Here is a 24,464-nt window from a genome sequence, read left to right on the forward strand (position 1 = left end):
GAACATCATGTCCCGCCTTGTCGTCGTCTCGAATCGTCTTCCCCTTGGTGACAATCCGTCGGGGGGACTCGTGGTGGCGCTGGACGATGCGCTGCGCAGTTCCGGCGGGTTGTGGATCGGCTTTTCCGGCGAACCGGTCGACGATCCGGCCGATGCGCTGATCGACCATCCCGGCGCGGCCTTCGACCGCCTGTCCTTCGACCTGTCCCCCGAGGATCACCACAACTACTACCTGGGCTTCTCGAACTCGGTCCTCTGGCCCATCTGCCACGGGCGGGCGGACCTGTCGCATCTGGATCCGATCTATCTGGACGGATACCGCAAGGTCAGCGCCCGCATCGCGCGGCTGATGGTGCCGCATCTGCGCCCAGATGACCGCATCTGGGTGCAGGATTACCAGCTGTTCGCCCTTGGGGCCGAGCTGCGCAAGCTGGGGGTGCGGAACGCCATCGGGCATTTCCTGCACATCCCCTTCCCGGCGCCCGCCGAATGCGCGACCCTGCCCAACCCGGCCGAGCTGTTCGACTGGATGATGGCCTATGACCTCGTGGGGTTCCAGGCGCGCCGCGACCTGGACAATTTCGCGGCCAGCGGCCACCACATGACCGGGATGGAGCAGACGGACGAGAACCGCTTCGCCCTTGGCGGACGGACCCTGCGCGCCGAGGTGTTCCCCATCGGCATCGACGCGCGATCCTTCGTCGAGGAGGCGCGCGATGCGCCGGATGCCGACCGCGTCCGCTTCCTGACCAATGCCCGGCTGATGATCGGCGTGGACCGGCTGGATTACTCCAAGGGCATCCCGCAGCGTTTCCGCGCATTCCAGCAGCTTCTGGACAAGATCCCGGACCTGCACGAGCAGATCTCGTTCCTGCAGATCGCCCCGCCCACGCGCAGCGGCGTGCAGGCCTATGACGACATCCGCGAGGAGACCGAGCACCTGGCGGGCCGCATCAACGGGCAGTTCGCCACGCTGAACTGGACGCCGATCCGCTTCATCAACCGCCCCTATCCGCGGCAGGTGCTGGCGGGGCTGTACCGGCAGGCGCGCATCGGGCTGGTGACGCCGCTGGCCGACGGGATGAACCTGGTGGCCAAGGAATTCGTCGCGGCCCAGGACCCCGAGGATCCGGGCGTGCTGATCCTGTCGCGCTTTGCCGGCGCGGTCGAGCAGATGCCCGCGGCGCTGGTCATCAACCCCCATGACGCCCACGAGACCGCCGCCGCGATGGCCTCGGCCATGCGGATGTCCAAGGCCGAGCGCAAGTCCCGCCACCAGGAGCTGCTGTCCGTGGTGCTGGAGAAGGACGTCGCCTGGTGGTCGGCGGCCTATCTGAAGGCGCTGGACGAGGAAGCCGCGCAGGACGCGCTGACCGAATAGGCAACGGCCTGCGTTTCTGCCGCCCCGCGCGGCAGATCGCGCCCGCACCCCCGCCGCGATGCGGTGATGCGTGACGGGGCGGGAAAACGGGCGCAACCTTGGGTTACGAGGTCGCGCCACCTCGAGTGTTCAACCCACCGGTTCCGGGCCTCCTGGCCTTCTGGATTGGACCAGCGAAGTAGGCCGCCGGATCTGACGCACCCCTCCTCCCTGCGGACAGACCGGCGGCCGATCGTTCCTCAGCCGATCAGCCGCACCGCATGGGCGACGCCCGCGCCATAGCCGTGGACACCCATCCCCGCGATCACCGCATCCGCGCGATGCGAGACATAGGAATGGTGCCGGAACGCCTCGCGCTTGTGGACCTGGCTGATATGCACCTCGATCACGGGGCCGTCGAAGGCGTTCAGCGCATCCAGCACCGCGACCGAGGTATGGGTCAGCGCGGCGGGGTTGATCACGATGGCCGCGGCCTGCAGGCGGGCCTCGTGGATCCAGTCGATCAGCTGGCCTTCCCAGTTCGTCTGCAGGAACCGTATTTCGTGCGGGCCTGCGGCCTCGCTGCACAGGGCCTCGATATCGGCCAGCGTCTCGTGGCCATAGATTTCGGGCTGGCGCTGGCCCAGCAGGTTCAGGTTCGGACCGTTCAGGACATAAATCTGCGACATCGGGACCTCGTGCGTTTCGTTCATGCCTAGCCTGCGGCGCGGCCGCTGTCAGCAGGGCAGCAGCACATGGCCCGCGGTTTCGCCCGCCGGATCGATCAGCACCAGTCCCCGCGCATCCAGCAGCGCAAGGTGGCCCGCATGCGTCTCGGGGCCGGACCACAGCACCTGCCCGTCATGCCCGACGACCAGCAGCCCGCTCGCCAGCCGCAGCGTGCCGGGACCGGGCGCCTGCCAGGCGACCCGCCCGCCGCGATGCAGTGCGGGGCCGGTCCGGGGGTCGTTCACCAGTTCCGCGTCGCAATCGGCGGCCTGCAGCGCCTGGCCGGGATGCAGCGCGTCCGTCATGCGGTCGGTCGCGCGGCATTCGCCCGCCAGCGCGCGGCGCATGGCCGTGGCCAGCGCATCGCCGCGCAGCCCTTGCGCCTGCAGGACCGTCAGCTTGGCCAGCGCCGAGACGGCGGTGATGTCGCCGCCCATGATCACCCCCGTCGCGGTGATCCAGGTGCCCGCGGCGTAATGCAGCGCACCCACGGCGCCGCCGATGGCGCGGCTGGTCAGCACGACCGGCACCCCCGTCTGCGCGGCGCGCGACAGGGCGCGTTGCAGGCTGCCGTCGCCCTCGGGCAGGTTCCCCTCGCCAAACGCCTCGATGATCAGGCCCGTCGCGCCGCGTTCCAGCGCGTCGTCGATCATGCGGGCAAGGACCGGCGTGCCGGCGGGAATGGCGGGCAGGATGACGACCTGCTGCGCCTCGATCCGGTCGGCGATTTTGTCCAGACGCGCAAGGGTGCGGGCGGGGTCCAGCGCGCGTGCGGGCGTGGCCGGTCCGGGCAGGGCGGTGGCCATGCGCCGGATTCCGATGCCGCCACGGGCCAGCGGTGGCAGATGCGGGCTGTCGAAGGCCGCGAAATCCGTGCTGGAGACCTTGAGCGCGCGATTGCCGCGCAGCAGGCTGCCGTCGAAGAACAGCCCCACCTCGGGGATGCGCAGGGTGGCGGCCCGGATCGCGCCCGCCAGGTTGCCAAGCGCGTCCGACAGCGCGTTCAGCACCACCCCTTCGGCCGAGTCGACGAAGATCGGGACCTGCGATCCGGTCAGGATCACCGGCTTGGACAGCGCCTGCACCGCGATCCCGTCCGCGTCCCATTCGCCCAGCAGCATCGACAGCGCCGCGCCCGAATAATCCATCGTGTCGGTGCCGTGCAGGATCACGAAGCCGTCGTAATCGTCATGCAGCGACAGCAGATGCGCGGCCATCCGGCACCAGTCGCACGGCACGAGGCCCGAACTGTCCAGCGTGCCGTTCCCGCTGCCCGGAAAGCGCAGCGTGTCGTCCACGTGCAGGGTGACACCGGGAATGGTGGCGCGGATCGCCGGTTCGACCAGCCGGCGCATCGCGTCGGCGAAATCGCTCGGGTGCATGGGGGCCAGCGGCTGACCCAGGCTGGTGATCGTTCCGCCGGTATTGATGATGCAGATGCGCATGCGATGCCCCCGTCCTGTCGCGGGCCCTTATACGGGCTGACGGACGCCGATCCAGCCCCGAAGGAAGGATGACAGGTTGCGCGTCAGGTCCTCCGACACATAGCCGCCCTCCTGCACGATGACCGAGGGCAGGTTCAGCGCGGCGATGCGGCGGGCGGCCACGGCAAAGCCGGGGGTGGTGACGGCCAGGCCCTTGAAGGGGTCGTTCTCATGGGCGTCCAGTCCAAGCGCCACGACCAGCGCGCCGGGCGCGTGGTCGCGGATGCGCGCGAGGGCACGGTCCAGCGCGGCCAGCCAGTCCTCGTCGCCCGATCCGATGGGCAGCGGCAGGTTCAGGTTCGCGCCCTTGCCCGTGCCCTGTCCGACCTCGTGCGCGTGGCCCAGGTAGAAGGGATAGAAGTTCGACGGATCGGCATGGATCGAGACGGTGAACACATCGGCCCGGTCATGGAAGATCGCCTGCGTGCCATTGCCGTGATGCACGTCGATATCGAGGATCGCGACCCGGTCGTGATCGCCGCGCAGCGTCTGTGCCGCGATGGCCGAATTGTTCAGGAAGCAGTGCCCCGCGGCGGTATCGGCATCGGCGTGATGCCCCGGGGGACGGCACAGCGCATAGGCGGCGCGGGCGCCCTTGCGCACGGCCTCGGTCGCGGCAAGCGCGGTATCGACCCCGCGCAGCGCGGCGGCATATGTGTGCTGACCAAGGGGGCAGCCCGTATCGGCCATGTGCCAGCCCGCGCGCCCGGTGATCCCTTCGGGATAGGTCTGGCCGACCTTCTGCGGATGCAGGTTCGCGACGACCTCGGGGCCCGCGCCGGGGGCCTTCTGCCATTCCGCCCAGCCGTCGCGCAGGAATTCCAGATAGCGCGTGGTATGGACCTCGTGCATCGCGGCGCGGTCGGTCGGGGGCACGGGATGCACGGTCAGTCCCGCATCGGCGATCCCGGCCAGCAGGCGCTCGGCCCGCTCGGCGGTTTCCTTGTTGCGCGAAGGCACGCCGCGCAGCATCCAGAACTGCGGGTCGTGGTCGGCGGTCTCGGGGGCGTAGAAGCAGGGAAGATCGCTCATGTCGGGCAGGCTAGGGCGGGGCGCGCGGCCCCGCAAGTCAGAACCCCGAATGGTGCTTCAGGAACTCGGCCTCTTCCTCGGTGGTCTGTCGTCCCAGTGCCGCGTTGCGATGCGGAAAGCGACCGAATCGGGCAACGATGTCGCGATGCTCGCGGGCGAAATGCAGCGAATGGGCGTTGCCCAGGTCCTCGTACAGCGCGACCGAGCGGGTCTGGTCCGCCAGGTCCTCGGAATGCATGAAGGGCAGGTAGAAGAATTGCCGCGCGTCGGGGTCGGTCTGCGCGTCATGGCCCCGGTCCAGCGCGTCGCGGGCCACCGCCAGCGCATGGTTGTTCGATTCGAAGGCGCGCCCGCTGTCCCGGAAGATGTTGCGCGGGAACTGGTCCAGCACGATGGCCAGCGCCAGCGCGCCCTGAGGGTCGTCGCGCCAGTGGTCCAGCTGGCCCGCATGGGCGGCCTCGTAGGTGGGGCCGAACAGGTCCGCGATGCGGGCATCGACCTGGTCGGATTTCTTGAACCACCACGGCCGCATGGCCGGGTCGAACCAGAAATCCAGAACATCCTGCGGGGTCTTGGTCATGTCGCCGTTCCTTGTCGCGTACGTGTCGGGGCCCGTGTCAGGCCCCGAGTCAGGGCAGGGGGATGAATTCGTCGCGGTCGCCGGTGGGCAGGTCGAACAGCCCCTCTCCCCAACGTCCGGCGGCCCATTCGCGTTTCGCCTCCTCGATCCTCTCGCGCGAGGATGCGACGAAGTTCCACCAGATGTGGCGCGGACCGTTCAGCGTCTCGCCGCCCAGGGCCATCAGCCGCGCGCCGCGATCGCCTGCGGCCACGGTGATCTCGTCGCCGGGGCGGAAGACCATCATCCGGCCCGCCTCGAATTCCTGTCCGGCAACCGTGATCGAGCCTTCGGTGACGTAGATGCCGCGATCCTCGTGGTCGCGCGGCAGGGGAAAGCGTGCCCGCGCGCCCAGCACCACGTCCAGGTAGAAGGTGTCGGAATACATCGTCACCGGCGCCGTCTCGCCATAGGCGCGGCCGAGGATCAGGCGGGCCTCGATGCCCTGGTCGCGGATGACGGGCAGGCTGTCCTTGCCGTGATGCTCGAAGCTGGGGGTCATGTCCTCGTGGGATTCGGGCAGGGCGATCCAGGTCTGGATGCCGAACAGGCTGCTGGGCCCGTCGCGCGTCGCGCTGCTGCTGCGTTCGGAATGCGTCACGCCGCGCCCGGCCACCATCCAGTTGACCGCGCCGGGGGTGATCACCTGGTCCGAGCCCACGCTGTCGCGGTGGTGGAAATCCCCGCGATAGAGATATGTCACCGTGCCCAGCCCGATATGGGGATGCGGGCGCACGTCGATGCCGTGGCCGGTCAGGAACTCGGCCGGGCCCATCTGGTCGAAGAAGATGAAGGGCCCGACCATCTGCCGGCGCGGGGCGGGCAGGGCGCGGCGCACCTCGAATCCGCCAAGGTCGCGGGCGCGGGGGATGATCAGCGTCTCGATGGCGTCGGCGCCGACCGTGTCGGGGCAGCCGGGGGTCAGTGCGGGGTTCCAGCTCATCTGCGTTCCTCCGTTGTGTTGCAGCAAGGGTGGGCGCGAATCGCATGCGGGACAAGCACCGCGGCGTTCGGCCTGCGCGAACGCCGGGTTGCGTATGCGTTCAGTGGCGGGGAACGACCCGCGCTGGCACATTCGCGGGGAAAGGAGGTCCGCGATGACGACAGGACTTCACCACATCACTGCCATCACGCGCGACGTGCAGGCGAATGTCGATTTCTGGATGGGCTTTCTGGGGCTGGCACTGGTCAAGCAGACCGCCGGCTTCGAGGATGCCCGCCAGCTGCACCTGTTCTATGGCGACGCGGCGGGATCGCCCGGCACGCTGGTCAGCTTCCTCGTCTGGCAGGACGGGTCGGCGGGGCGCGTGGGCCATGGCCAGCCGACCGAGATCGCGCTGGCCATCCCGCGCCGGCGCATCGGCGACTGGCTGACCCGCGCCATGCAGCGCGGCATCCGCATCGAGGGACCGCTGCACGAGTTCGGCGACCCGGTCCTGCGGCTGCGCGATCCCGACGGGATCACCGTCAGGCTGGTGGGTACGGATGCGCCCGATGCGGGCTGGCCCGCGCCGCCCGCGCGCATCTTCGGCGCGACGATCTGGTCCGAGGATGCCGATGCCACCATCGACTGGCTGGCCCCCGCCGGGTTCCGCCCCGTCGGTCGCGAAGGGGCCGTGACGCGCCTTGCCGCAGATACGGGGGTTCTGGACATCCGCGATACGCGGGGCTTCGTGGCGGGTATTCCCGGTACGGGCGTCATCGACCACGTCGCCCTGCGCGTGCCCGACGCGGCGGCGCTGGACGACCATGTCGCAAGGCTGGGCGGGGCCACGATGCACGACCGGCGCTATTTCCAATCGGCCTATGTCCGCGAACCGGGGGGCGCGCTGATCGAGTTCGCGACCGACGGTCCCGGCATGACCGTGGACGAGCCTGCCGACGCGCTTGGCCGGACCCTGATGGTCCCGCCGCATGTCACCGACGACCTGCAGCTTCGGCTGCAACTGCCGCAATTCGCCCGACCGGGCGACAGGAGGATTCCCATGCGCGACCTGCCCTTCGTTCACCGCATCCATCGGCCCGACGATCCCGATGGCAGCACCATCGTCCTGCTGCACGGCACCGGCGGGTCCGAGACCGACCTGATGCCGCTGGCCCATCGCATCGCCCCCCGCGCGACGCTGCTGGGCCTGCGCGGGCGTTCCACGGACGAGGGCGTGGCCCGGTTCTTCCGCCGCCTGTCGATGGCGCGGTTCGACCAGGACGACATCCGCGCCGAGGCCCGCGCCTTCGCCGCGTTCTGGGATGGCGCGATCCGGGCCTATGACCTAGATCCGGGGCGCATGACGGTGCTGGGCTACAGCAACGGCGCGAATTTCGCGGGCGCGGTGGTGGCGCTGCATCCGGGTCTGATCCGTCGCGCCGTGCTGATCCGTCCCATGCTGGCGCTGGAGGATCCGCCCGCGACCGACCTGTCGGGCAGCCGCGTCCTGACCCTGCAGGGCGCGCGCGACCCCTATGGCACGCATGCGCCCGCGCTGAACGAATGGCTGGCCGCAAACGGTGCCGACCTTCGGGCCGAGGTCCTGGATGCGGGCCACGAGATCACGCAGGCGGACCTGGATCTTGCGACCGAATGGCTGCCCGGTTGACGCAAAGGGCCCCGGCATCGCTGCCGGGGCCCGTCGTCATTCGCCGCTGAAGCGCGTGCCCCAGGGGTCCTGCGCATCGATGGCGATGCCCCTCAGCACGATCCTTTCCAGCCCCGCCATCCGCGCATCGCGCGGACCGGCCCCGGCGCTGTTCCAAGTGTTGACGGCCAGGTGGTGGTGATATCCGTCCCAGCCGAACCATTCACCGCCACCCGCCGCGAAGGTCCGTGTCAGGCCCAGGTCGCCCGTCATGAACCCGGCCGCCGCCGGAAGATCGCCGACCTGCAGGTGCACATGGCCCACGACCGTGCCGCGCGGGACGCCGACCCAGTCGTCATGGGCCGCGCGTGCAAGATCGGTCAGGTCCAGCCTGCGGGTGAACATCTCGACCCGGTCGCCATCGCGGACCCACTCGGCAGCCGGCCTGTCGCGATAGATCTCGATCCCGTTGCCCTCGGGGTCGTTCAGATAGATCGCCTCGGAGACGCCATGATCCGAGGCCCCCGTCAGCTGCAGCCCCGACCGCGCGGCATGGGTCACCCATGCGCCCAGATCGGCCCGGTCCGGCAGCAGGATCGCGGTGTGGAACAGGCCCGCCGCCCGCGGATCGCGCGGGGTGGCCGCGGGGTCGTCGATCAGCTCGACCAGCACGCGGCGGCCATCCCCGAACCGGCCCGCCCCCATGGGGTGCAGGCCGATCGCATCGCGATAGAACGCGCCGACCGTGCCGGCATCGCGCACCCGCAGGACGACGCGGGCGATGCCGCGCGGATCAGTCATGGCCGATGGCGGGCTTGCCCGCGCCGATCATGGCCTGGACCAGCAGCGCGACGGTCCAGAAGGCGGGATATTCCCAGCCGCCGCCCTCGTTGCTGAACATGAAGCCCGCATGTGCGTGGCCGAAGAACAGCGCGCCCAGCATCACGGGCACCAGCGCCAGCGACACCAGCCGCACCTGCCAGCCGACGATCAGGGCGATCCCGCCCAGCAGCTCGGCGGCGATGGTCAGATAGGCCAGCCCCCCCGGCAGCCCGAGCGAGGCGAAATAGCCCGCCGTGCCTGCGGGCGTGAAGACGGTCAGCTTCACCCAGCCATGGGCGAAGAACAGGATGCCCATCGCCACGCGCAGGATCAGCGCGGCGGTTTCGGGGGCGTGAAGGCGGGAATTCAGGGTCGCAAGCATTATAAACCTCGTGCGGGTGGTCATCATCGAGGCGAAGATCGCATGTTGCGGCGGCGGCGATAATCCGGACTTCCGGAAGATGATTGCTTCCGTTTGGGAATCAATCGGCCCAGCCGTGACCGGGCCCCCACCGGTCCTGCAGGAACCGGATCAGCAGGCGCAGCCGCGACGGGATGTGCCGCCCCTGCGCCGCCAGCGCCATGACCGGCGACTGCCCCTGGGGGAAATCGCCCAGCACCTGCACCAGCCTGCCGTCCCGAAGATGCGGGGCCGCGATGAAATCCGGCACGCGGGTGATGCCCAGCCCCGCGATCGCCGCCGTGATGCAGGCCTCGGCATTCGAGAACCGCAGCCGGACCGTCGCGCGGATGGTGACCGCATCGCCCCCCTCGCCGAAGGTCCAGTCGTCGGGGCGGACGAAGTTCATGTCGGTGATGAAGTCGTGCCCCTCCAGCGCGTCGGGCGTGCGGGGCGTCCCGCGCGCGTCCAAATAGAGGGGCGAGGCGACGGCGACGACGGTCATCACGCCCAGGGGGTGGGCGACCATCGCGCTGTCGCGTGGTTGGCCCACGCGGATCGCCGCGTCGAAGCCGCCCTCGGCCAGACTGACGATGCTGTCTGTGAAATCCACGTCCAGGCGAATCGCGGGATGGGCGCGGGCGAAATCGGCCAGCGCGGGCATCAGTTGCGCGGTGCCGAAGGTCAGGGGCGCGGTCAGCCGCAACAGGCCGCGCGGCTGGCCGTCATTGCTGCGCAGCCGGTCGTCCAGCTCGGTCATCTGGTCGAGGATGGCGGCGATGCGCGGCAGGTATTCCTCGCCCTCGGGGGTCAGGCTGACGGCGCGGGTGGTGCGGATCAGCAGGCGCACGCCCAGCCGCGCCTCCAGCGCCGAGACCAGCTTCGATGCCTGCCCCGCCGAACAGCCGAGACGCGCCGCCGCAGCCGAGAAGCTGCCGCGGCGCGCGACCTCGACGAACATGCGGTCGGCGCTCAGCCGGTCCATGGCCGTCCCCGGGTGGCGTGCAGTTCAGGCAAGTGGCTTCAGCCCGGCCTCGATCCGGTCGCGCTTGCCTTCCAGGAAGGGCGGCAGCGACAGGGCCTCGCCCATCGTCTCGTGGGGTTCGTCCACGTCGAAGCCGGGGCCGTCGGTCGCCAGCTCGAACAGGTTGCCGCCGGGTTCACGGAAATAGAGCGAGCGGAAGTAGAAGCGCTCGACCTCGCCGGAATTGGGGACGCGGAAGCGGCCGACGCGCTGCGTCCACTCGGTCAGCGCGGCCTGGTCGGGCACGCGGAAGGCGACGTGGTGGACGCCGCCCGCGCCCTGGCGCGCCTGCGGCAGTTCGGGCTGGACCGCGACATGCAGTTCGGACGCGGCGCCGCCCTCGCCCATCTCGAAGACATGGACATGGCCGCTGCCGTCGGGGCTCGCATAGTCGCGCACCTTGCGCATGTTCATCACCTGCGTCAGCACCGCCTCGGTCGGGCCAAGATCGTGGACCGAGATGGTGATCGGTCCAAGCCCGTGGATCTGGTGTTCCGCCGGAACCGGGCTGCGATCCCAGGGCTGGCCCGCGGGGTGGGGTGCCGCGACCAGGCGCAGACGCTGACCCTCGGGGTCCTCGGTGTCCAGCGTGGGGCGACCGTCCAGCGTGACGATGCTGCCGCCCAGCCGGTCGGCCCAGTAATCCAGGCTGGATTCGGCGACGCGCAACCCGGTGCGGGTGATCGCGTTGGTGCCGCGCCGTTCGGGCGGGGCGGGCCAGTCGAAGAAGGTGATGTCGGTGCCGGGGCTGCCCGCCCCGTCCGCGAAGAACAGGTGATAGGCCGAGGTGTCGTCCTGGTTCACCGTCTTCTTGACCCGCCGCAACCCGAGCGTCTGGGTATAGAAGCGGTTGTTGCCGGGGGCGTCGGCGGTGATCGCCGTCAGGTGGTGGATGCCGGTCAGCTGCATGATGCGTGATCCCATTGTCCGAATGCGTTGCGGTAGAATATGCACGCTTTCGTCCGTTCCCGGCAGGCGTCACGCAGGAAACGCCGCGTTCGCCGTTGCCGAACGGCACCGCTCGGGTGCATGGTCGGGCGATGGATTGGGACCTGTCGGACATACGCACCTTCCTGGCCGTGATGGATGCGGGCACCATCTCGGGGGCGGCGGCGCGTGCCGATTTGTCGAAATCCGTCGTCAGCAAGCGGATCAGCGATTTCGAAACGGCCATCGGCGCCGCGCTGTTCACGCGCCATGCGGGCCGGATCACGCCGACCGATGCCGCGCTGGACCTGTCCGAAAGGTTGCGCCCCGCGCTGGCCGAGCTGGTGGCCGCGACCGAGAGCATCGCCGCCCCCGAGACCGAGCTGCGCGGCCGCCTGGCCATCGCCGCCCCCATGAGCTTCGGCATCCGCCATCTGGGCCCGGTGATCGCAGGCTTCGCCCGCGCCCATCCGGGGCTGGAGATCGTGCTGGATTACGACGACCGCCACGTGGACCTGCGCGGCGCGGGTTTCGATCTGGGGCTGCGGATTGGGCATCTGAAGGACAGCAGCCTGATGGCGCGCAGGCTGTGCCACGATCCGCGCCTTCTGGTCGCCAGCCCCGATTACCTTGCGCAATACGGCCCCGTCACCCACCCCGAGGATCTGTCGGGGCACGGGGTCATCAGCTATCTCAACGCGCGGCTGGGGGACATCTGGCCCTTCGCGGGCGTGCCCGCCCCCGCCCATGGCCGCATCACCGCCAATAACGGCGAGGCGATGCGCGACATGGCGATCGGCGGGCTGGGCCTTGCGCTGCTGCCGCTGTTCATCTGCCACGACGCGGTGCGCGACGGGCGGCTGGTGCCGGTGCTGGCGCAGCTGGAACAGGACCCGCTGCCGATAAGCGTGGTCTGGCCGCCGGTCCGCCCGATGCCGCGCAAGACGCGGGCCTTCATCGACCACATCGCCCGCGCCTTTGCCGAGGACCCGCCCTGGCAGCGCGACCTTGCGCTGTCGGGGCTGGCCGGGGATCAGGCGCGCAGCGCGACCTGACCGGGCAGCCAGGCAAAGCCGTTGCCCGGCAGGTGCAGCTCGTCGCCCTTGCGGCTGGCATCCGAGGGGCCGACCGGGTCCGAGACCGCGCCGCGCAGGATCGCGGGTTCGGGCGACAGGTTGAACACGCAGGTCAGCGCATCCTGGCCCTCGCCGCGGGCGAAGGCCAGGATCGGCTCGGGCAGGTCGAGGAACCGCGTCGCCCCGAAGCGCAGCGCATCCTGCGCCTTGCGATGCCCGATGATCGCGCGATAGGCCGCCAGCGGGCCGTCGTTGCCCTGCGCGTCCACCGCCCGCGCGGCCTGCGCATCCTTGACCGGCAGCCAGGGCGCCACCTCCGAGAAGCCCGCATTCGCGGCCCCGGCCTCCCATGTCATGGGGGTGCGGCAGCCGTCGCGGCCCTTCACCTCGGGCCAGAAGCGCAGGGCGGGGGGATCGGTCAGTTCCTCGTAGACCAGCGTGGTCTCGGACTGGCCCAGCTCCTCGCCCTGGTAGATGCAGATCGTGCCGGGGAAGGACATCAGCATCGCGGCCGACAGCGCGGCCATGCGGTCCTGGTCGACGGCGTGACCCGCCCACCGCGTCACGTGGCGCACGACATCGTGGTTCGAGAAGCTCCAGCAGCTGTGGCCGTCCGGCGCGCCCTGCTGGACCCCCTCGATCACGTTGCGGAAATGCGCCGCGGTGAATTCGGGGCTGAGCATCTCGAAGCTGTAGCACATGTGCAGCCGGTCGCTGCCGGCGGTGTATTCCGACATGATCCGGATCGAGGTCTCGCCGCCGTCGCCGACCTCGCCCACCATCATGCGGTCGGGATATTCGTCCGTCAGCGCGCGCATCCGTTTCAGGAAGGGGATGTTCTGCGGCTGGTTCTTGGAATGGACATGCAGCTGGCGCGGATAGGTTTCCGGCCCGTCGTAATCGGGGTTGGGCGGATTGTCGCGAAGCTGCGCGTCGTGGAAATAGTAGTTGACCGTATCCAGCCGGAACCCGTCCACGCCGCGTTCTAGCCAGAAGCGCATCGTGTCCAGCAGCGCGTCCTGCACGGCCGGGTTCCACATGTTCAGGTCGGGCTGTTCGGCCAGGAAGTTGTGCAGGTAGTACTGCCGCCGCTGCGGCTCCCACTCCCATGCGGGGCCACCGAAGACCGAGGGCCAGTTGTTCGGGGGCGTGCCGTCGGGATTCGGGTCGGCCCAGACATACCAGTCCGCCTTGGGTCCGCTGCGGGACCGGCGGCTTTCGGCGAACCAGGGGTGCTTGTCGCTGGAATGGCTGATGACCTGGTCGATGATGACCTTCAGCCCCAGCTCGTGCGCGCGGGCGACCATCGCGTCGAAATCGGCAAGGTCCCCGAACAGCGGGTCGATATCGGTATAGTCCGAGACGTCGTAGCCCATGTCCTTCTGCGGCGAGGTGAAGATCGGCGACAGCCAGATCGCGTCCACCCCAAGCGATGCCACATGGTCCAGCCTGCGGGTGATGCCCGCAAGGTCGCCGATGCCATCGCCGTTTCCGTCCTGAAAGCTGCGGGGATAGATCTGGTAGATCACCGCGTCGCGCCACCATTCCGTCATCGTCGTCACCTCTCTGGTGTCTGGGATTCCCCCGAAGTCATGCATGACTCTGGCAGGATCGAAAAGGACACATTAGCGTTGGGTGAACGGCCGGGCGGCGAATCCGCGCCGGACAGCGAAAGGACGGGCAGCGATGGCAGATCCGATGGCAGCGACCGAATGGCCGAGCATGGCCGATATCGATGCCCTTGCCGCCGCATGCTGCGACCGACCCTTCGACGTGCTGGGTCCGCATATGACGCAGGCGGGCCGGATGCTGACCGTGTTCCATCCCGATCTTGCATCGCTGCGCGCGGTGATGGCCGATGGCAGCGCGGTCGATCTGCCGCGCGTCGCGGGCGATGTCTTCGCGGGCCCGGTCCCCGACGGCCCCTATCGGCTGCGGGCCACCAGCGGGGGCGGCGTCGAATGGGAGTTCGAGGACCCCTATCGCTTCGGGCCGATGCTGGGCGATCTGGACCTGCACCTGCTGGCCGAGGGGACGCATCGGCGGCTGTGGCACGCCCTGGGCGCGCATGTGGTCACGCATGAGGGCGTGCGCGGCACGCGCTTTGCGGTCTGGGCGCCGAATGCGCGCAGGGTCTCGGTCGTGGGGCAGTTCAACCGGTGGGACGGGCGCCGCCATCCCATGCGCCGCCTGGGCCAGGGCATATGGGAGATCTTCCTGCCCGACCTGTCCGAGGGAGAGCTGTACAAGTACGAGATCCTGAACGCGCATGGCGCCGTGCGCCAGAAGGCCGACCCCGTGGGCTTCGGCAGCCAGCACCCCCCCGAAAAGGCCAGCATCGTCCGCGACCTGTCGGGCTTCGGCTGGAAGGACGGCGACTGGATGCGCGACCGCGCGGCTGCCCATGACCGCCGCGCGCCCGTCAGCATCTACGAGGTGCATCTGGGCAGCTGGCGCAGGCGGTGGGACGATCACGGCAGGCCGCTGTCCTACAAGGAGCTGGCCCGCGACCTGGTCGGATATGCCAGGGACATGGGCTTCACCCATCTGGAGCTGCTGCCCGTCAGCGAGTTTCCCTTCGACGGTTCCTGGGGCTATCAGCCCGTGGGCCTCTATGCGCCGACGATCCGCTTCGGGCCGCCGCATGAATTCCGCGACCTGGTCGAGGCCGCGCACCAGGCGGGGCTGGGGGTCATCCTCGACTGGGTGCCGGGGCATTTCCCGACCGACGCGCACGGGCTGGCGCAGTTCGACGGCACCGCGCTCTATGAACATGCCGACCCGCGCGAGGGGTTCCACCAGGACTGGAACACGCTGATCTACAACTATGGCCGGACCGAGGTGCAGAACTTCCTGATCGCCAACGCGATCTACTGGCTGGACGAATACCACGTGGACGGGCTGCGCGTGGATGCGGTCGCCTCGATGCTCTATCGCGACTATTCGCGCCGGGACGGGGAATGGGTGCCCAACCGCGACGGCGGCCGCGAGAACTACGAGGCGATCGAGTTCCTGAAGAACATGAACGTCGCCGCCTATGGCGAACATCCCGGCATCATGACCGTGGCCGAGGAAAGCACGTCCTTCCCGCAGGTCTCGGCGCCGGTCGATGCGGGGGGGCTGGGCTTCGGGTTCAAGTGGAACATGGGCTGGATGAACGACACGCTGCGCTACATGGCGCATGATCCGGTCCATCGCAGCCATCACCACCACCTGATGACCTTCGGGCTGCACTATGCCTTCTCGGAGAACTTCATCCTGCCGATCAGCCATGACGAGGTCGTCCACGGCAAGGGCAGCATGCTGCGCAAGATGCCGGGCGACGAATGGCAGCAATTCGCGAACCTGCGCGCCTATTACGGCTTCATGTGGGGCCATCCGGGCAAGAAGCTGCTGTTCATGGGCTGCGAATGGGGCCAGCCCGAGGAATGGAACCACGATGGCGAGCTGAACTGGCACGCCGCCGAACAGCCGATGCACCGGGGCGTGCAGGCGCTGGTGCGCGATCTGAACGCGCTCTATCGCGCACAGCCGTCGCTGCACGTGGCCGACGCCCTGCCCGAGGGGTTCCGCTGGATCGCCAACGATCCCGCGCAATCGGTGATGGCATGGGCGCGCTTCGGCGATGCGGGCGATCCGCCGGTGGTGGTGGTGTCCAACATGACGCCCGTGCCGCGCCACGATTTCCGCATCGGGGTGCCCCGCGGGGGCCGCTGGCACGAGGTTCTGAATACCGACGCCGCCGCCTATGGCGGCAGCGGTGCCGGCAACATGGGCGGGACCGGGGCAGACGACATTCCGTGCCACGGCATGGATGCGTCGATCTCGATCACGCTGCCGCCGCTTGCCACGATCTTCTTCGTGGCGGGCGATTGACCGTCGCCCGTCCGGGCGACATTGGGGGAGGAACGACATGGCCGAGAACCAGAGACTTGCACGCAGATCGATGGCATTCGTCCTGGCGGGGGGACGGGGCAGCCGGCTGAAGGAACTGACGGACAGGCGCGTGAAGCCCGCCGTCTATTTCGGGGGCAAGGCACGCATCATCGACTTCGCCCTGTCGAACGCGATGAACAGCGGCATCCGCAAGATCGCGGTCGCCACCCAGTACAAGGCGCACAGCCTGATCCGCCACTGCCAGCGGGGCTGGAACTTCTTCCGCGCCGAACGGAACGAGTTCCTGGACATCCTGCCCGCCAGCCAGCGCATGTCCGAACAGCACTGGTATCGCGGCACCGCCGACGCGGTGACCCAGAACATCGACATCGTGGACGATTACGGCGTCGACTACATCGTGATCCTTGCGGGCGACCACATCTACAAGATGGATTACGAGATCATGCTGCGAGAGCATGTGGACAGCGGCGCAGACGTGACCGTCGGCTGCCTGACCGTCCCGAGAGAGGAGGCGAGCGCCTTCGGCGTCATGGATGTCGATGCGACGGGGCGCATCGTGTCCTTCCTGGAAAAGCCAGCCGATCCGCCCGGGATGCCCGACGATCCGACCAAGTCGCTGGCCTCGATGGGGATCTATGTCTTCAACTGGAAATTCCTGCGCGACCTGCTGCTGAAGGATGCCGAGGACGCGTCGTCCAGCCATGATTTCGGACACGATCTGATCCCTGACATCGTGCGCAACGGCAAGGCGATGGCGCATCGCTTCGACACGTCCTGCGTCAGGGATGCGGGCGCGCCCGCCTACTGGAAGGACGTGGGCACCGTGGATGCCTTCTGGCGCGCGAATATCGACCTGACCGACTTCACGCCCGAACTGAACCTGTGGGACAACGAGTGGCCGATCTGGACCTATTCCGAGGTCGTCCCCCCCGCCAAGTTCATCCATGACGAGAAGGACCGCCGCGGCATCGCGGTGTCGTCGATGGTGTCGGGCGGCTGCATCATTTCCGGGACCGAGATCCGCAACTCGGTCCTGTTCACGGGGGTCAGGACCAACAGCTATGCCATCCTGGAGAACGCGGTCGTGCTGCCCTCGGTCACGGTGCATCGCAGCGCGCGCCTGCGCAACGTGGTGATCGACCGCGGCGTCGTCATCCCCGAGGGGCTGGTCGTGGGCGAGGATCCGAAGGACGACGCCGAATGGTTCCGCGTCAGCGAGAAGGGCGTGACGCTGATCACGCAGGAGATGCTGGACAAGCGGGCGGCGTCGCTGTGATGCGCGTCCTGTCGGTCGCCTCGGAATGCGCGCCGCTGGTCAAGACGGGCGGGCTTGCCGACGTGGTGGGCGCGCTGCCTGCCGCGCTGGCGGGGCAGGGGGTGCAGATGCGGGTGCTGCTGCCGGGCTATCCGGCGGTGACGGGCGCGCTGGCCGATGCGCGGGCGGTGCTGTCGATCGACGACCTGTTCGGCGGACCGGCGCGGGTGCTGGCGGGCATGGCCGCGGGGCTGGACCTGCTGGTCGTCGATGCGCCCCACCTGTTCCAGCGTCCGGGCAGCCCCTATCTGGGGCCGGACGGGCGCGACTGGCCGGACAATCCCGAACGCTTTGCCGCGCTGTCATGGGTTGCGGCGCAGATCGCGGCCGACGGGGCCGAGGGCTGGCACCCGCAGGTGCTGCACGGGCACGACTGGCAGGCGGGCTTCATGGTCGAATACCTGCGCCGGATGGACGCGCCCCAGGTCCGCACGGTCATGACCATCCACAACATCGCCTTCAGCGGGCCCGCCGACCCGATGCGGCTGGATTCGCTTCGCCTGGACCCCGCGCGTTTCCACAGCGAGGGGTACGAGTACTGGGGCCGGATCTCGGCGCTGAAGGCCGGGCTGATCGGGGCGGACGTGCTGACGACCGTCTCCCCGACCTATGCCGAGGAGCTGACGACGCCGGAATTCGGGATGGGCATGGACGGGCTGATCCGCCAACGCCGGGCCGATCTGCGGGGCATCCTGAACGGCATCGACACCGATGCCTGGAACCCTGCCACCGACCCGACCATCGCGCCCTATTCCACCGCTGCGGGCAAGCCGGCGAACCGCACGGCCCTGCGCGCCGAGATGGGCCTGCCGGAATCCGACGGCCCGCTTTGCGTCATCGTGTCCCGCATGACCGACCAGAAGGGGCTGGACCTGGTGCTGGAGGCCCTGCCGGCGCTGCGGGCGATCGGGGGGCAGCTGGCCCTGCTGGGATCGGGCGATCCCGCGCTGGAATCCGCGTTCCGCGATCTGGCGGCGCATGATCCCGACGTGGCGATCCGCATCGGCTATGACGAGGCGCTGTCGCACCGGATGATGGCGGGGGGCGACGCGATCCTCGTGCCGTCGCGGTTCGAGCCTTGCGGCCTGACCCAGATGTATGCCCTGCGATACGGCACGGTGCCCGTGGTGGCGCTGACCGGCGGGCTGGCCGATACGGTCATCAACGCGTCCCCCGCCGCGCTGGCGGTCCGGGCGGCGACGGGGATCCAGTTCGCGCCGGTCACGGCGGATGCGCTGTCGGGCGCGTTGATGCGGCTGGGCGCGCTGTGGCGGCAGAAGAAGGTCTGGGCCCGCATCCAGCGCAACGCCATGGCCCAGCCCGTCGGCTGGGAGGAATCCGCGCGCGCCTATGCCGCGCTCTATGCAGAACTGGGTGCCACGACCGGATGAGCAGGGATTACGCGACGATCACCGCCGGGCGTCCGACGCCCCTGGGGGCCACATTCGACGGGGCGGGGGTCAACTTCGCCGTATTCAGCCAGCATGGCGAACGCGTGACGCTGTGCCTGTTCGACAGGCGCGGCCGCGAGACCCGCATCGACCTGCCCGAGCGCGAGGGCCATGTCTGGCACGGCTACATCCCCGGGCTGCGGCCCGGGCAGCGCTATGGCTTCCGTGTCCACGGCCCGTGGCGCCCGCAGGAGGGTCACCGCTTCAACGCCAACAAGCTGCTGATCGACCCCTATGCCAAGCAGCTGACGGGCAGCCCGCGCCCGCATGACGCGCTTTGTGCCTATCGCGTGGGGCATCGCGACGCGGACCTCTCCTTCGACCGGCGCGACAGCGCGCAATACATGCCGAAATCCGTCGTGGTCGATCCCAGCTTCGCCTGGGGCGAGGACCGCGCGCCCGATCACAGCTGGTCCGACACCCTGATCTACGAGGCCCATGTGAAGGGCCTGACCGCCGCCCGCGAGGATGTGCCCCTGCGCGGCACCTATCTGGCGATGGCCTCGGACCCGGTGCTGGAGCATCTGAACCGCCTGGGGGTCACCGCGATCGAGCTGCTGCCCGTCCATGCCTTCAACGACGACCGCTTCCTTCTGGAAAAGGGGCTGCGGAACTACTGGGGCTACATGTCCCACGGTTTCTTCGCGCCCGAGCCGCGCTACATGCAATCGAACGACATCGCGGAATTCCAGCAGATGGTCGCGCGGTTCCACAAGGCGGGCATCGAGGTGATCCTGGACGTGGTCTACAACCACACCGCCGAGGGGAACCAGATGGGGCCGACCCTGTCCTTCCGCGGGCTGGACAACGCGTCCTATTACCGGCTGGCCGAGGATCCGCGGTACTATGTGGACGATGCGGGCACCGGCAACGTGCTGGACCTGGACAATCCCTTTGCGTTGCGGCTGGTCATGGACAGCCTGCGATACTGGGTCGAGGTCATGCATGTGGACGGGTTCCGCTTCGATCTGTGCAGCGTGCTGGGCCGCACGCGCGGTACCTTCGACCGCGACGGGCCGTTCTTCCGCGCGATCCGTCAGGATCCGGTCCTGAACCGCGTCAAGCTGATCGCCGAGCCGTGGGATGTGGGGCCGGGGGGCTATCAGCTGGGGGCCTATCCCGCGCCGTTCACGGAATGGAACGACAGGTATCGCGACCAGATCCGCGCCTTCTGGCGGGGCGATCAGGGCATGATCGGCAAGCTGGCCAAGCGGATCGCGGGATCGGCGGTGCGCTTCGACCATGACGGGCGGCCCGCGACCTCCTCGATCAACTTCGTGTCGGCGCATGACGGCTTCACGCTGATGGATACCGTCAGCTACGACCACAAGCACAACGACGCCAATGGCGAGGAGAATCGCGACGGGCACAATCACAACATCTCGGACAACATGGGGGTCGAGGGGCCGACGGACGACCCCGAGATCCGCGCGCGGCGCGACCGCAGGCGGCGCAACCTGATCGCGACGCTGCTGCTGTCGCAGGGGACGCCGATGATCCTGGGCGGGGACGAACTGGGCAATTCGCAGGGCGGCAACAACAACGCCTATGCGCAGGACAATCCCATCGGCTGGATCGACTGGGAGGGTGCGGACCCGGTGTTCCTGGCCTTCGTGCAGCGCGTCGCGGCCTTCCGGCGGGCGCATCCGATCCTGCGGCAGAAGCGGTTCCTGCACAGCCGGCCGCGCGAACAGGACGGGCTGCCCGACCTGTTCTGGCGTCGTGCCGACGGGCATCCGATGACGCATGACGACTGGTCCGACCCCGATCTGCGCCTGCTGACCGCCGAGATGCGCATGGCCTCGGGGACGCCCGATTACGCGGCGCTGCCCGGCGCGGTCTTCCTGGTGTTTAACAACGGCCCCGAGGCCCGCGTCCGCCTGCCGGTGACCGCGCGGCGCGGCGCGTGGCGGCGGCAGCTGGACAGTGCGGCCATCCACGACATCGACCGGCCCGCATCGGACCTGGAAGTGATCGCCGCCGAAAGCATCGTGGCCTTCACGCTTCAGCCCCGGGACTAGGCGCGGCCCGCGCGGGTGGCGGCAAGCCGTTCGACGGACTGGAAGCCCGCGTGGATCAGGACCGCCATGACGCCCACCACCGCGCCGCCCTGCAGCACGAAGGCCGTGTTCGATGACAGCAGGCCCGCGATGATCACCTCGCCCAAGGTGCGGGCGGCGACGGTCGATCCGATCGTCGCGGTGCCAAGCGATATGACCGCCGTCAGCCGCATGCCGGTCAGGATGACGGGCAGCGCCAGCGGCAGCTCGACCTGCCACAGGCGCTGGCGCGGGGTCAGGCCCATGCCGCGCGCGGCCTCGGTCACGCTGCGGGGCAGGCCGGTCAGGCCCGCCAGCGCGTTCTCGAACACGGGCAGCAACCCATAGAGGAACAGCGCGATCAGCGTCGGCCCCGCGCCGAAGCCCATGATCGGCACCGCAAGCGCCAGCACCGCGACGGGTGGAAAGGTCTGGCCGACCGCCGTGATCGTGCGGGCCAGCGGCAGGAACTCGCGACCCGCGGGGCGCGTGACCGCGATAGCCAGCGCCAGCGCCACCACGGTCGAGACCGCGACGGCAGCGGCCACCAGCGCCAGGTGCGACAGGGTCAGCGACAGGATCGGCGTCTGGGTATAGATCGCGGGCGCGCCGTTGCGGGTGAAGGGCGCGAAGACCGGCGCGAAGCTGGCAGGGCTGGCCAGGAAGGCCAGCAGCGCCGCAGCCGCCACCGCAAGGATCGCGCGGCCCGTCATTCCGCCGCCGCCCCGCGGATCGCGGCCAGCGTGACGATGCCGCCGCCCGCGACCGGCAGGGTCTCGCGCCCCGAGGTCAGGCATTCCGACAGCGCATCGCGCAGGGTGGCGTCGGGGGCGATCGGGGTGCCCAAAGCCTCGCCCGGGCGGCGCAGATCGGCCACGGGGGTCAGCGACAGCAACTGGAAGGCGCGCTGGCCGCTGCCGGTCAGGTCGCGCACGAAGGGCGTCGCGGGTGCGGTCAGGATCTGCGCAGGCGTGTCGTACTGGACCAGCCGACCGGCATCCATCACGGCGATGCGGTCGCCAAGGGTGATCGCCTCGTCCATGTCATGGGTGACCAGGACCAGCGTCGTGCCCAATTGGCGCTGGATCTGGCGCAGATCCGCCTGCGCCTTGGCGCGGATCACCGGATCCAGCGCGCCGAAGGGTTCGTCCATCAGCAGCAGGTCGGGCCTGGCGGCAAGGGCGCGGGCGACACCCACGCGCTGCTGCTGCCCGCCCGACAGCTGCGAGGGCATGCGGTCGCGGAAATCGGCGGGCTCCATCCCGAACAGGCCCAGCAATTCGTCCACGCGGGCGCGGATGCGGGCCTTGTCCCATCGCAGCAGGCGCGGAACGGTGGCGATGTTCTGCGCCACGCTGCGATGCGGGAACAGACCGTGCCCCTGGATGGCATAGCCGATGCGGCGGCGCAGCAGGTGGGCGGGCATGTCGCGGCTGTCCTGCCCGTCGATCAGCACGCGCCCCGCGCTCGGCTCGACCAGGCGGTTGATCATGCGCAGCAGCGTGGTCTTGCCCGACCCCGAGGTGCCGACAAGCGCGGCGATCTGGCCGCGTTCCACGGTCAGGGACACGTCCTGCACGGCGGGCTTGCCGTCGAAGCTGCGCGAAAGGTTCTCGATCCGGATCATGCGGCCCCCTTGCGGCTTGCCTCGACGGTCAGGTCCATCGCGATGCCCGCGACCAGTGCCAGCGCGATGGTGGGCAGCGCGCCCAGCAGCACGAGGTCCATCGCGGTCTGGTTCAGCCCCTGAAAGACGAAGGTGCCGAAGCCGCCTCCGCCGATCAGCCCCGCGATCACCGCAAGGCCGATATTCTGGACCAGTACGATGCGGATGGCGGCCAGCAGCACGGGCAGGGCCAGCGGGACCAGCACGCGGGTCATCACCTGCGGGCGGGTCATGCCCAGCCCGCGCGCGGCCTCGGTCGCGGCGGGGTCGACCGCGCTCAGCCCGGTCAGGGTGTTGGCCACGACCGGCAGCAACGAATAGAGAAACAGCGCGACCAGCGCCGGAAAGATGCCGATCCCCGATACGCCCGCTGCGGCGGCGGCGGGCCATGTGGCGGCGATCCAGCCGAAGATCGGGATCATGATGCCGAACAGCGCCAGCGACGGGATGGTCTGCATCACGTTCAGCGCCGACAGGACCGGCCCGCGCCACGCGGCGCGCTGGTGGATCGCGATGCCCACGGGCAGCCCCGCCAGCAGGGCCAGCGCCAGCGATCCGAAGGCCAGGACCAGGTGCGCGGTCGCCTCGCGCAGGAACATGTCCTGCCGCGCGGCGTATTCGCGCATGACCGAGATCCCGTCCAGCATCCCCGAGGACAGCACCCCCGCGACGGCGGCGATGGCCGCGCCCAGCAGCAGCCAGCGCAGCGCCAGCGGCGGGCGCAGGCGCGTCAGCGCATCCGCCGTCATCAGCGACAGGGCCAGCATCATCAGCCAGAAGCCCGAAGCTGGGGCGACGCGTGCCAGCGTGTCATCGGGTGGCGTCAGCGCGGTCGCGGCCCCGCCAAGCGCCCACACGGTGGCCCCCAGTCCCAGAATGGCAGCGCCCAGCCGCAGCCAAGGCGCGCGCAGGATCAGCCCCGCCGCCAGCGCCGCCGCGATCACGACCGTCGCGACCCAGCCAAGGGGCAGGGCTGTGGGCAGGGTCAGCCCCTCGCCCGCGACGATACGGTTGGCCTTGAACTGCACCAGCGGCAGGGCCAGCCCGGCCCCGCCGATCGCCGCGAACAGGATGCCCGGTCGGTCGATCCGCGGGATCATCCCGCGATGAAGCCCTGCGCCGTCAGATAGTCGCGCGCGACCGTGGCTGCCGGCTCTCCTCCGATCTGGATGCGGCCGTTCAGCTCCTGCAGGGTTTCCAGGTCGAGCGAGCGGAAGATCGGCTCGAGCACGGTCCCGATCTCGGGATAGGCGGTCAGGACCTCGGTGCGGACGATGGGGGCGGGCTGATAGACGGGCTGCACGCCCTTGTCGTCCTCCATCACGACCAGCCCTGCCGGGGCGATCCCGCCATCGGTGCCATAGACCATCGCCGCGTTCACCCCCGATGTCTGCTGTGCTGCGGCGGCGATGGTGGCGGCGGTGTCGCCGCCCGACAGCTGCACCAGCTGGTCGGGGCGCATCTGGAAGCCATAGGTCGTCTGGAAGGCGGGCAGCGCCGCGGCCGAGGTCACGAACTCGGTCGAGGCGGCCAGCTTGACGTTGCCGCCCGCCGCGATCCATTCGCCGAAGCCGCTCATGGTGGCCAGGTCGTTTTCATCCGCCACGTCCTGCCGCAGCGCGATCGCCCAGGTGTTGTTCGCGGGCGAGGGCGTCAGCCAGGTGATGTCGTTCTGTTCGAGGTCAAGCTGGGCCACGCGGTCATAGCCCGCCTGCGCGTCCTTCCAGACCTCGCTGTCGGCCTCGTTGAAGAAGAAGGCGCCGTTCGCGGTGTATTCGGGATAGATGTCGACCTGCCCCGAGGTGATCGCATCGCGCAGGATGGGCGTGCCGCCCAGCTGCAGGCGGTCCTGGACGGGCATGCCCGCCTCGGACAGGGCCAGCAGGATCATGTTGCCCAGAAGCCCCCCCTCGGTGTCGATCTTGGACGAGACGCGGATGTCCTGCGCGGCAGAGGCGCCTGCAAGCATCATGAGGGCGGCGGCGAATGCGGTCGTGCGTGCGGGCATGGGGGTGGTCCTTGTCGCGCGTGGGTCCGGGGGTGAATTCAT

The 24,464-nt window shown here is 69.3% G+C and carries 21 protein-coding genes; 7 read left to right on the top strand and 14 right to left on the bottom strand.

Features of this window, described 5'->3' with window-relative positions; genetic code table 11:
* The first annotated feature begins 7 nt into the window (after nt 1–7).
* The gene (locus QMZ16_RS12135; protein ID WP_282603465.1) at nt 8–1,381 is read left to right on the top strand and encodes a trehalose-6-phosphate synthase; all 1,374 of its coding nucleotides are present in this window, start codon (nt 8–10) and stop codon (nt 1,379–1,381) included.
* A 239-nt stretch (nt 1,382–1,620) separates the two neighbouring features.
* On the opposite strand, the gene QMZ16_RS12140 is transcribed toward QMZ16_RS12135, so the two are convergent.
* The 5 genes from QMZ16_RS12140 to QMZ16_RS12160 are packed head-to-tail and all read right to left on the bottom strand — an operon-like array spanning nt 1,621 to nt 6,167.
* Entirely contained in the window at nt 1,621–2,049 is a 429-nt protein-coding gene (locus QMZ16_RS12140; RefSeq protein WP_282603466.1) for a type II 3-dehydroquinate dehydratase, read from the bottom strand.
* A 48-nt stretch (nt 2,050–2,097) separates the two neighbouring features.
* Nucleotides 2,098–3,534, bottom strand: a complete 1,437-nt coding sequence (locus tag QMZ16_RS12145) for an asparaginase (protein ID WP_282603467.1) — start codon at nt 3,532–3,534, stop codon at nt 2,098–2,100.
* Between the two features lie 27 nt (nt 3,535–3,561).
* Nucleotides 3,562–4,605, bottom strand: a complete 1,044-nt coding sequence (locus tag QMZ16_RS12150) for a histone deacetylase family protein (RefSeq protein ID WP_282603468.1) — start codon at nt 4,603–4,605, stop codon at nt 3,562–3,564.
* Between the two features lie 37 nt (nt 4,606–4,642).
* Nucleotides 4,643–5,185, bottom strand: a complete 543-nt coding sequence (locus tag QMZ16_RS12155; RefSeq protein WP_282603469.1) for a DUF924 family protein — start codon at nt 5,183–5,185, stop codon at nt 4,643–4,645.
* Between the two features lie 49 nt (nt 5,186–5,234).
* Nucleotides 5,235–6,167, bottom strand: a complete 933-nt coding sequence (locus tag QMZ16_RS12160; RefSeq protein WP_282603470.1) for a pirin family protein — start codon at nt 6,165–6,167, stop codon at nt 5,235–5,237.
* Nucleotides 6,168–6,321: 154 nt separating this feature from the next.
* Between QMZ16_RS12160 and QMZ16_RS12165 the strand changes: the two genes are divergently transcribed.
* Entirely contained in the window at nt 6,322–7,818 is a 1,497-nt protein-coding gene (locus tag QMZ16_RS12165) for a VOC family protein (RefSeq protein WP_282603471.1), read from the top strand.
* A 36-nt stretch (nt 7,819–7,854) separates the two neighbouring features.
* On the opposite strand, the gene QMZ16_RS12170 is transcribed toward QMZ16_RS12165, so the two are convergent.
* From QMZ16_RS12170 to QMZ16_RS12185, 4 genes are all read right to left on the bottom strand, one after another.
* Nucleotides 7,855–8,598, bottom strand: a complete 744-nt coding sequence (locus tag QMZ16_RS12170; RefSeq protein WP_282603472.1) for a VOC family protein — start codon at nt 8,596–8,598, stop codon at nt 7,855–7,857.
* A complete protein-coding gene (locus QMZ16_RS12175; protein WP_051142320.1) occupies nt 8,591–9,001 on the bottom strand; it encodes a DoxX family protein in 411 nt (136 codons plus the stop codon). The genes QMZ16_RS12170 and QMZ16_RS12175 overlap by 8 nt, the downstream gene beginning before the upstream one ends.
* A 100-nt stretch (nt 9,002–9,101) precedes the next feature.
* Nucleotides 9,102–10,004, bottom strand: a complete 903-nt coding sequence (locus QMZ16_RS12180) for a LysR family transcriptional regulator (protein WP_282603473.1) — start codon at nt 10,002–10,004, stop codon at nt 9,102–9,104.
* Nucleotides 10,005–10,028: 24 nt separating this feature from the next.
* Nucleotides 10,029–10,967: a ring-cleaving dioxygenase gene (locus QMZ16_RS12185; protein WP_282603474.1), complete on the bottom strand. Its 939-nt coding sequence runs from the start codon at nt 10,965–10,967 to the stop codon at nt 10,029–10,031.
* Nucleotides 10,968–11,083: 116 nt separating this feature from the next.
* On the opposite strand from QMZ16_RS12185, the gene QMZ16_RS12190 reads away from it, so the two are divergent.
* Nucleotides 11,084–12,025 carry a LysR family transcriptional regulator gene (locus tag QMZ16_RS12190; protein ID WP_282603475.1) on the top strand — a complete coding sequence of 314 codons (942 nt, stop codon included), beginning with the start codon at nt 11,084–11,086 and terminating at the stop codon, nt 12,023–12,025.
* Here QMZ16_RS12190 and QMZ16_RS12195 read toward each other — a convergent pair.
* On the bottom strand, nt 12,004–13,599 hold the full coding sequence (locus QMZ16_RS12195; RefSeq protein ID WP_282603476.1) for an alpha-glucosidase: 1,596 nt from the start codon (nt 13,597–13,599) through the stop codon (nt 12,004–12,006). The two genes, QMZ16_RS12190 and QMZ16_RS12195, sit on opposite strands and share 22 nt — an antisense overlap.
* A gap of 133 nt (nt 13,600–13,732) precedes the next feature.
* Here QMZ16_RS12195 and glgB point away from each other — a divergent pair, with 133 nt between their 5' ends.
* Genes glgB through glgX form a run of 4 tightly spaced genes read left to right on the top strand, consistent with a single transcriptional unit; the run spans nt 13,733 to nt 20,730 of the window.
* Entirely contained in the window at nt 13,733–15,922 is a 2,190-nt protein-coding gene (gene glgB / locus QMZ16_RS12200) for a 1,4-alpha-glucan branching protein GlgB (protein WP_282603477.1), read from the top strand.
* A 37-nt stretch (nt 15,923–15,959) separates the two neighbouring features.
* Nucleotides 15,960–17,219, top strand: coding sequence for a glucose-1-phosphate adenylyltransferase (gene glgC, locus QMZ16_RS12205; protein WP_282603478.1), 1,260 nt, complete (start codon nt 15,960–15,962; stop codon nt 17,217–17,219).
* Complete coding sequence (glgA, locus tag QMZ16_RS12210; RefSeq protein ID WP_282603479.1) at nt 17,219–18,649, top strand: glycogen synthase GlgA; 1,431 nt, start codon at nt 17,219–17,221, stop codon at nt 18,647–18,649. The genes glgC and glgA overlap by 1 nt, the downstream gene beginning before the upstream one ends.
* Nucleotides 18,646–20,730: a glycogen debranching protein GlgX gene (glgX, locus tag QMZ16_RS12215; protein WP_282603480.1), complete on the top strand. Its 2,085-nt coding sequence runs from the start codon at nt 18,646–18,648 to the stop codon at nt 20,728–20,730. The genes glgA and glgX overlap by 4 nt, the downstream gene beginning before the upstream one ends.
* On the opposite strand, the gene QMZ16_RS12220 is transcribed toward glgX, so the two are convergent.
* The 4 genes from QMZ16_RS12220 to QMZ16_RS12235 are packed head-to-tail and all read right to left on the bottom strand — an operon-like array spanning nt 20,727 to nt 24,422.
* Nucleotides 20,727–21,461, bottom strand: coding sequence for an ABC transporter permease (locus QMZ16_RS12220; RefSeq protein ID WP_282603481.1), 735 nt, complete (start codon nt 21,459–21,461; stop codon nt 20,727–20,729). The genes glgX and QMZ16_RS12220 overlap by 4 nt on opposite strands.
* Nucleotides 21,458–22,375: an ABC transporter ATP-binding protein gene (locus QMZ16_RS12225; protein ID WP_282603482.1), complete on the bottom strand. Its 918-nt coding sequence runs from the start codon at nt 22,373–22,375 to the stop codon at nt 21,458–21,460. Before QMZ16_RS12225 ends, QMZ16_RS12220 begins: the two co-directional genes overlap by 4 nt.
* Nucleotides 22,372–23,514 (bottom strand): ABC transporter permease, encoded by a 1,143-nt coding sequence (locus tag QMZ16_RS12230; RefSeq protein ID WP_282603483.1) that lies wholly within the window; start codon nt 23,512–23,514, stop codon nt 22,372–22,374. The genes QMZ16_RS12225 and QMZ16_RS12230 overlap by 4 nt, the downstream gene beginning before the upstream one ends.
* Entirely contained in the window at nt 23,511–24,422 is a 912-nt protein-coding gene (locus QMZ16_RS12235) for an ABC transporter substrate-binding protein (protein WP_282603484.1), read from the bottom strand. The genes QMZ16_RS12230 and QMZ16_RS12235 overlap by 4 nt, the downstream gene beginning before the upstream one ends.
* Nucleotides 24,423–24,464 lie beyond the last annotated feature (42 nt).

The organism is Paracoccus sp. PARArs4 (assembly GCF_947311865.1).
GTDB classification, from domain to species: Bacteria; Pseudomonadota; Alphaproteobacteria; order Rhodobacterales; family Rhodobacteraceae; genus Paracoccus; species Paracoccus zeaxanthinifaciens.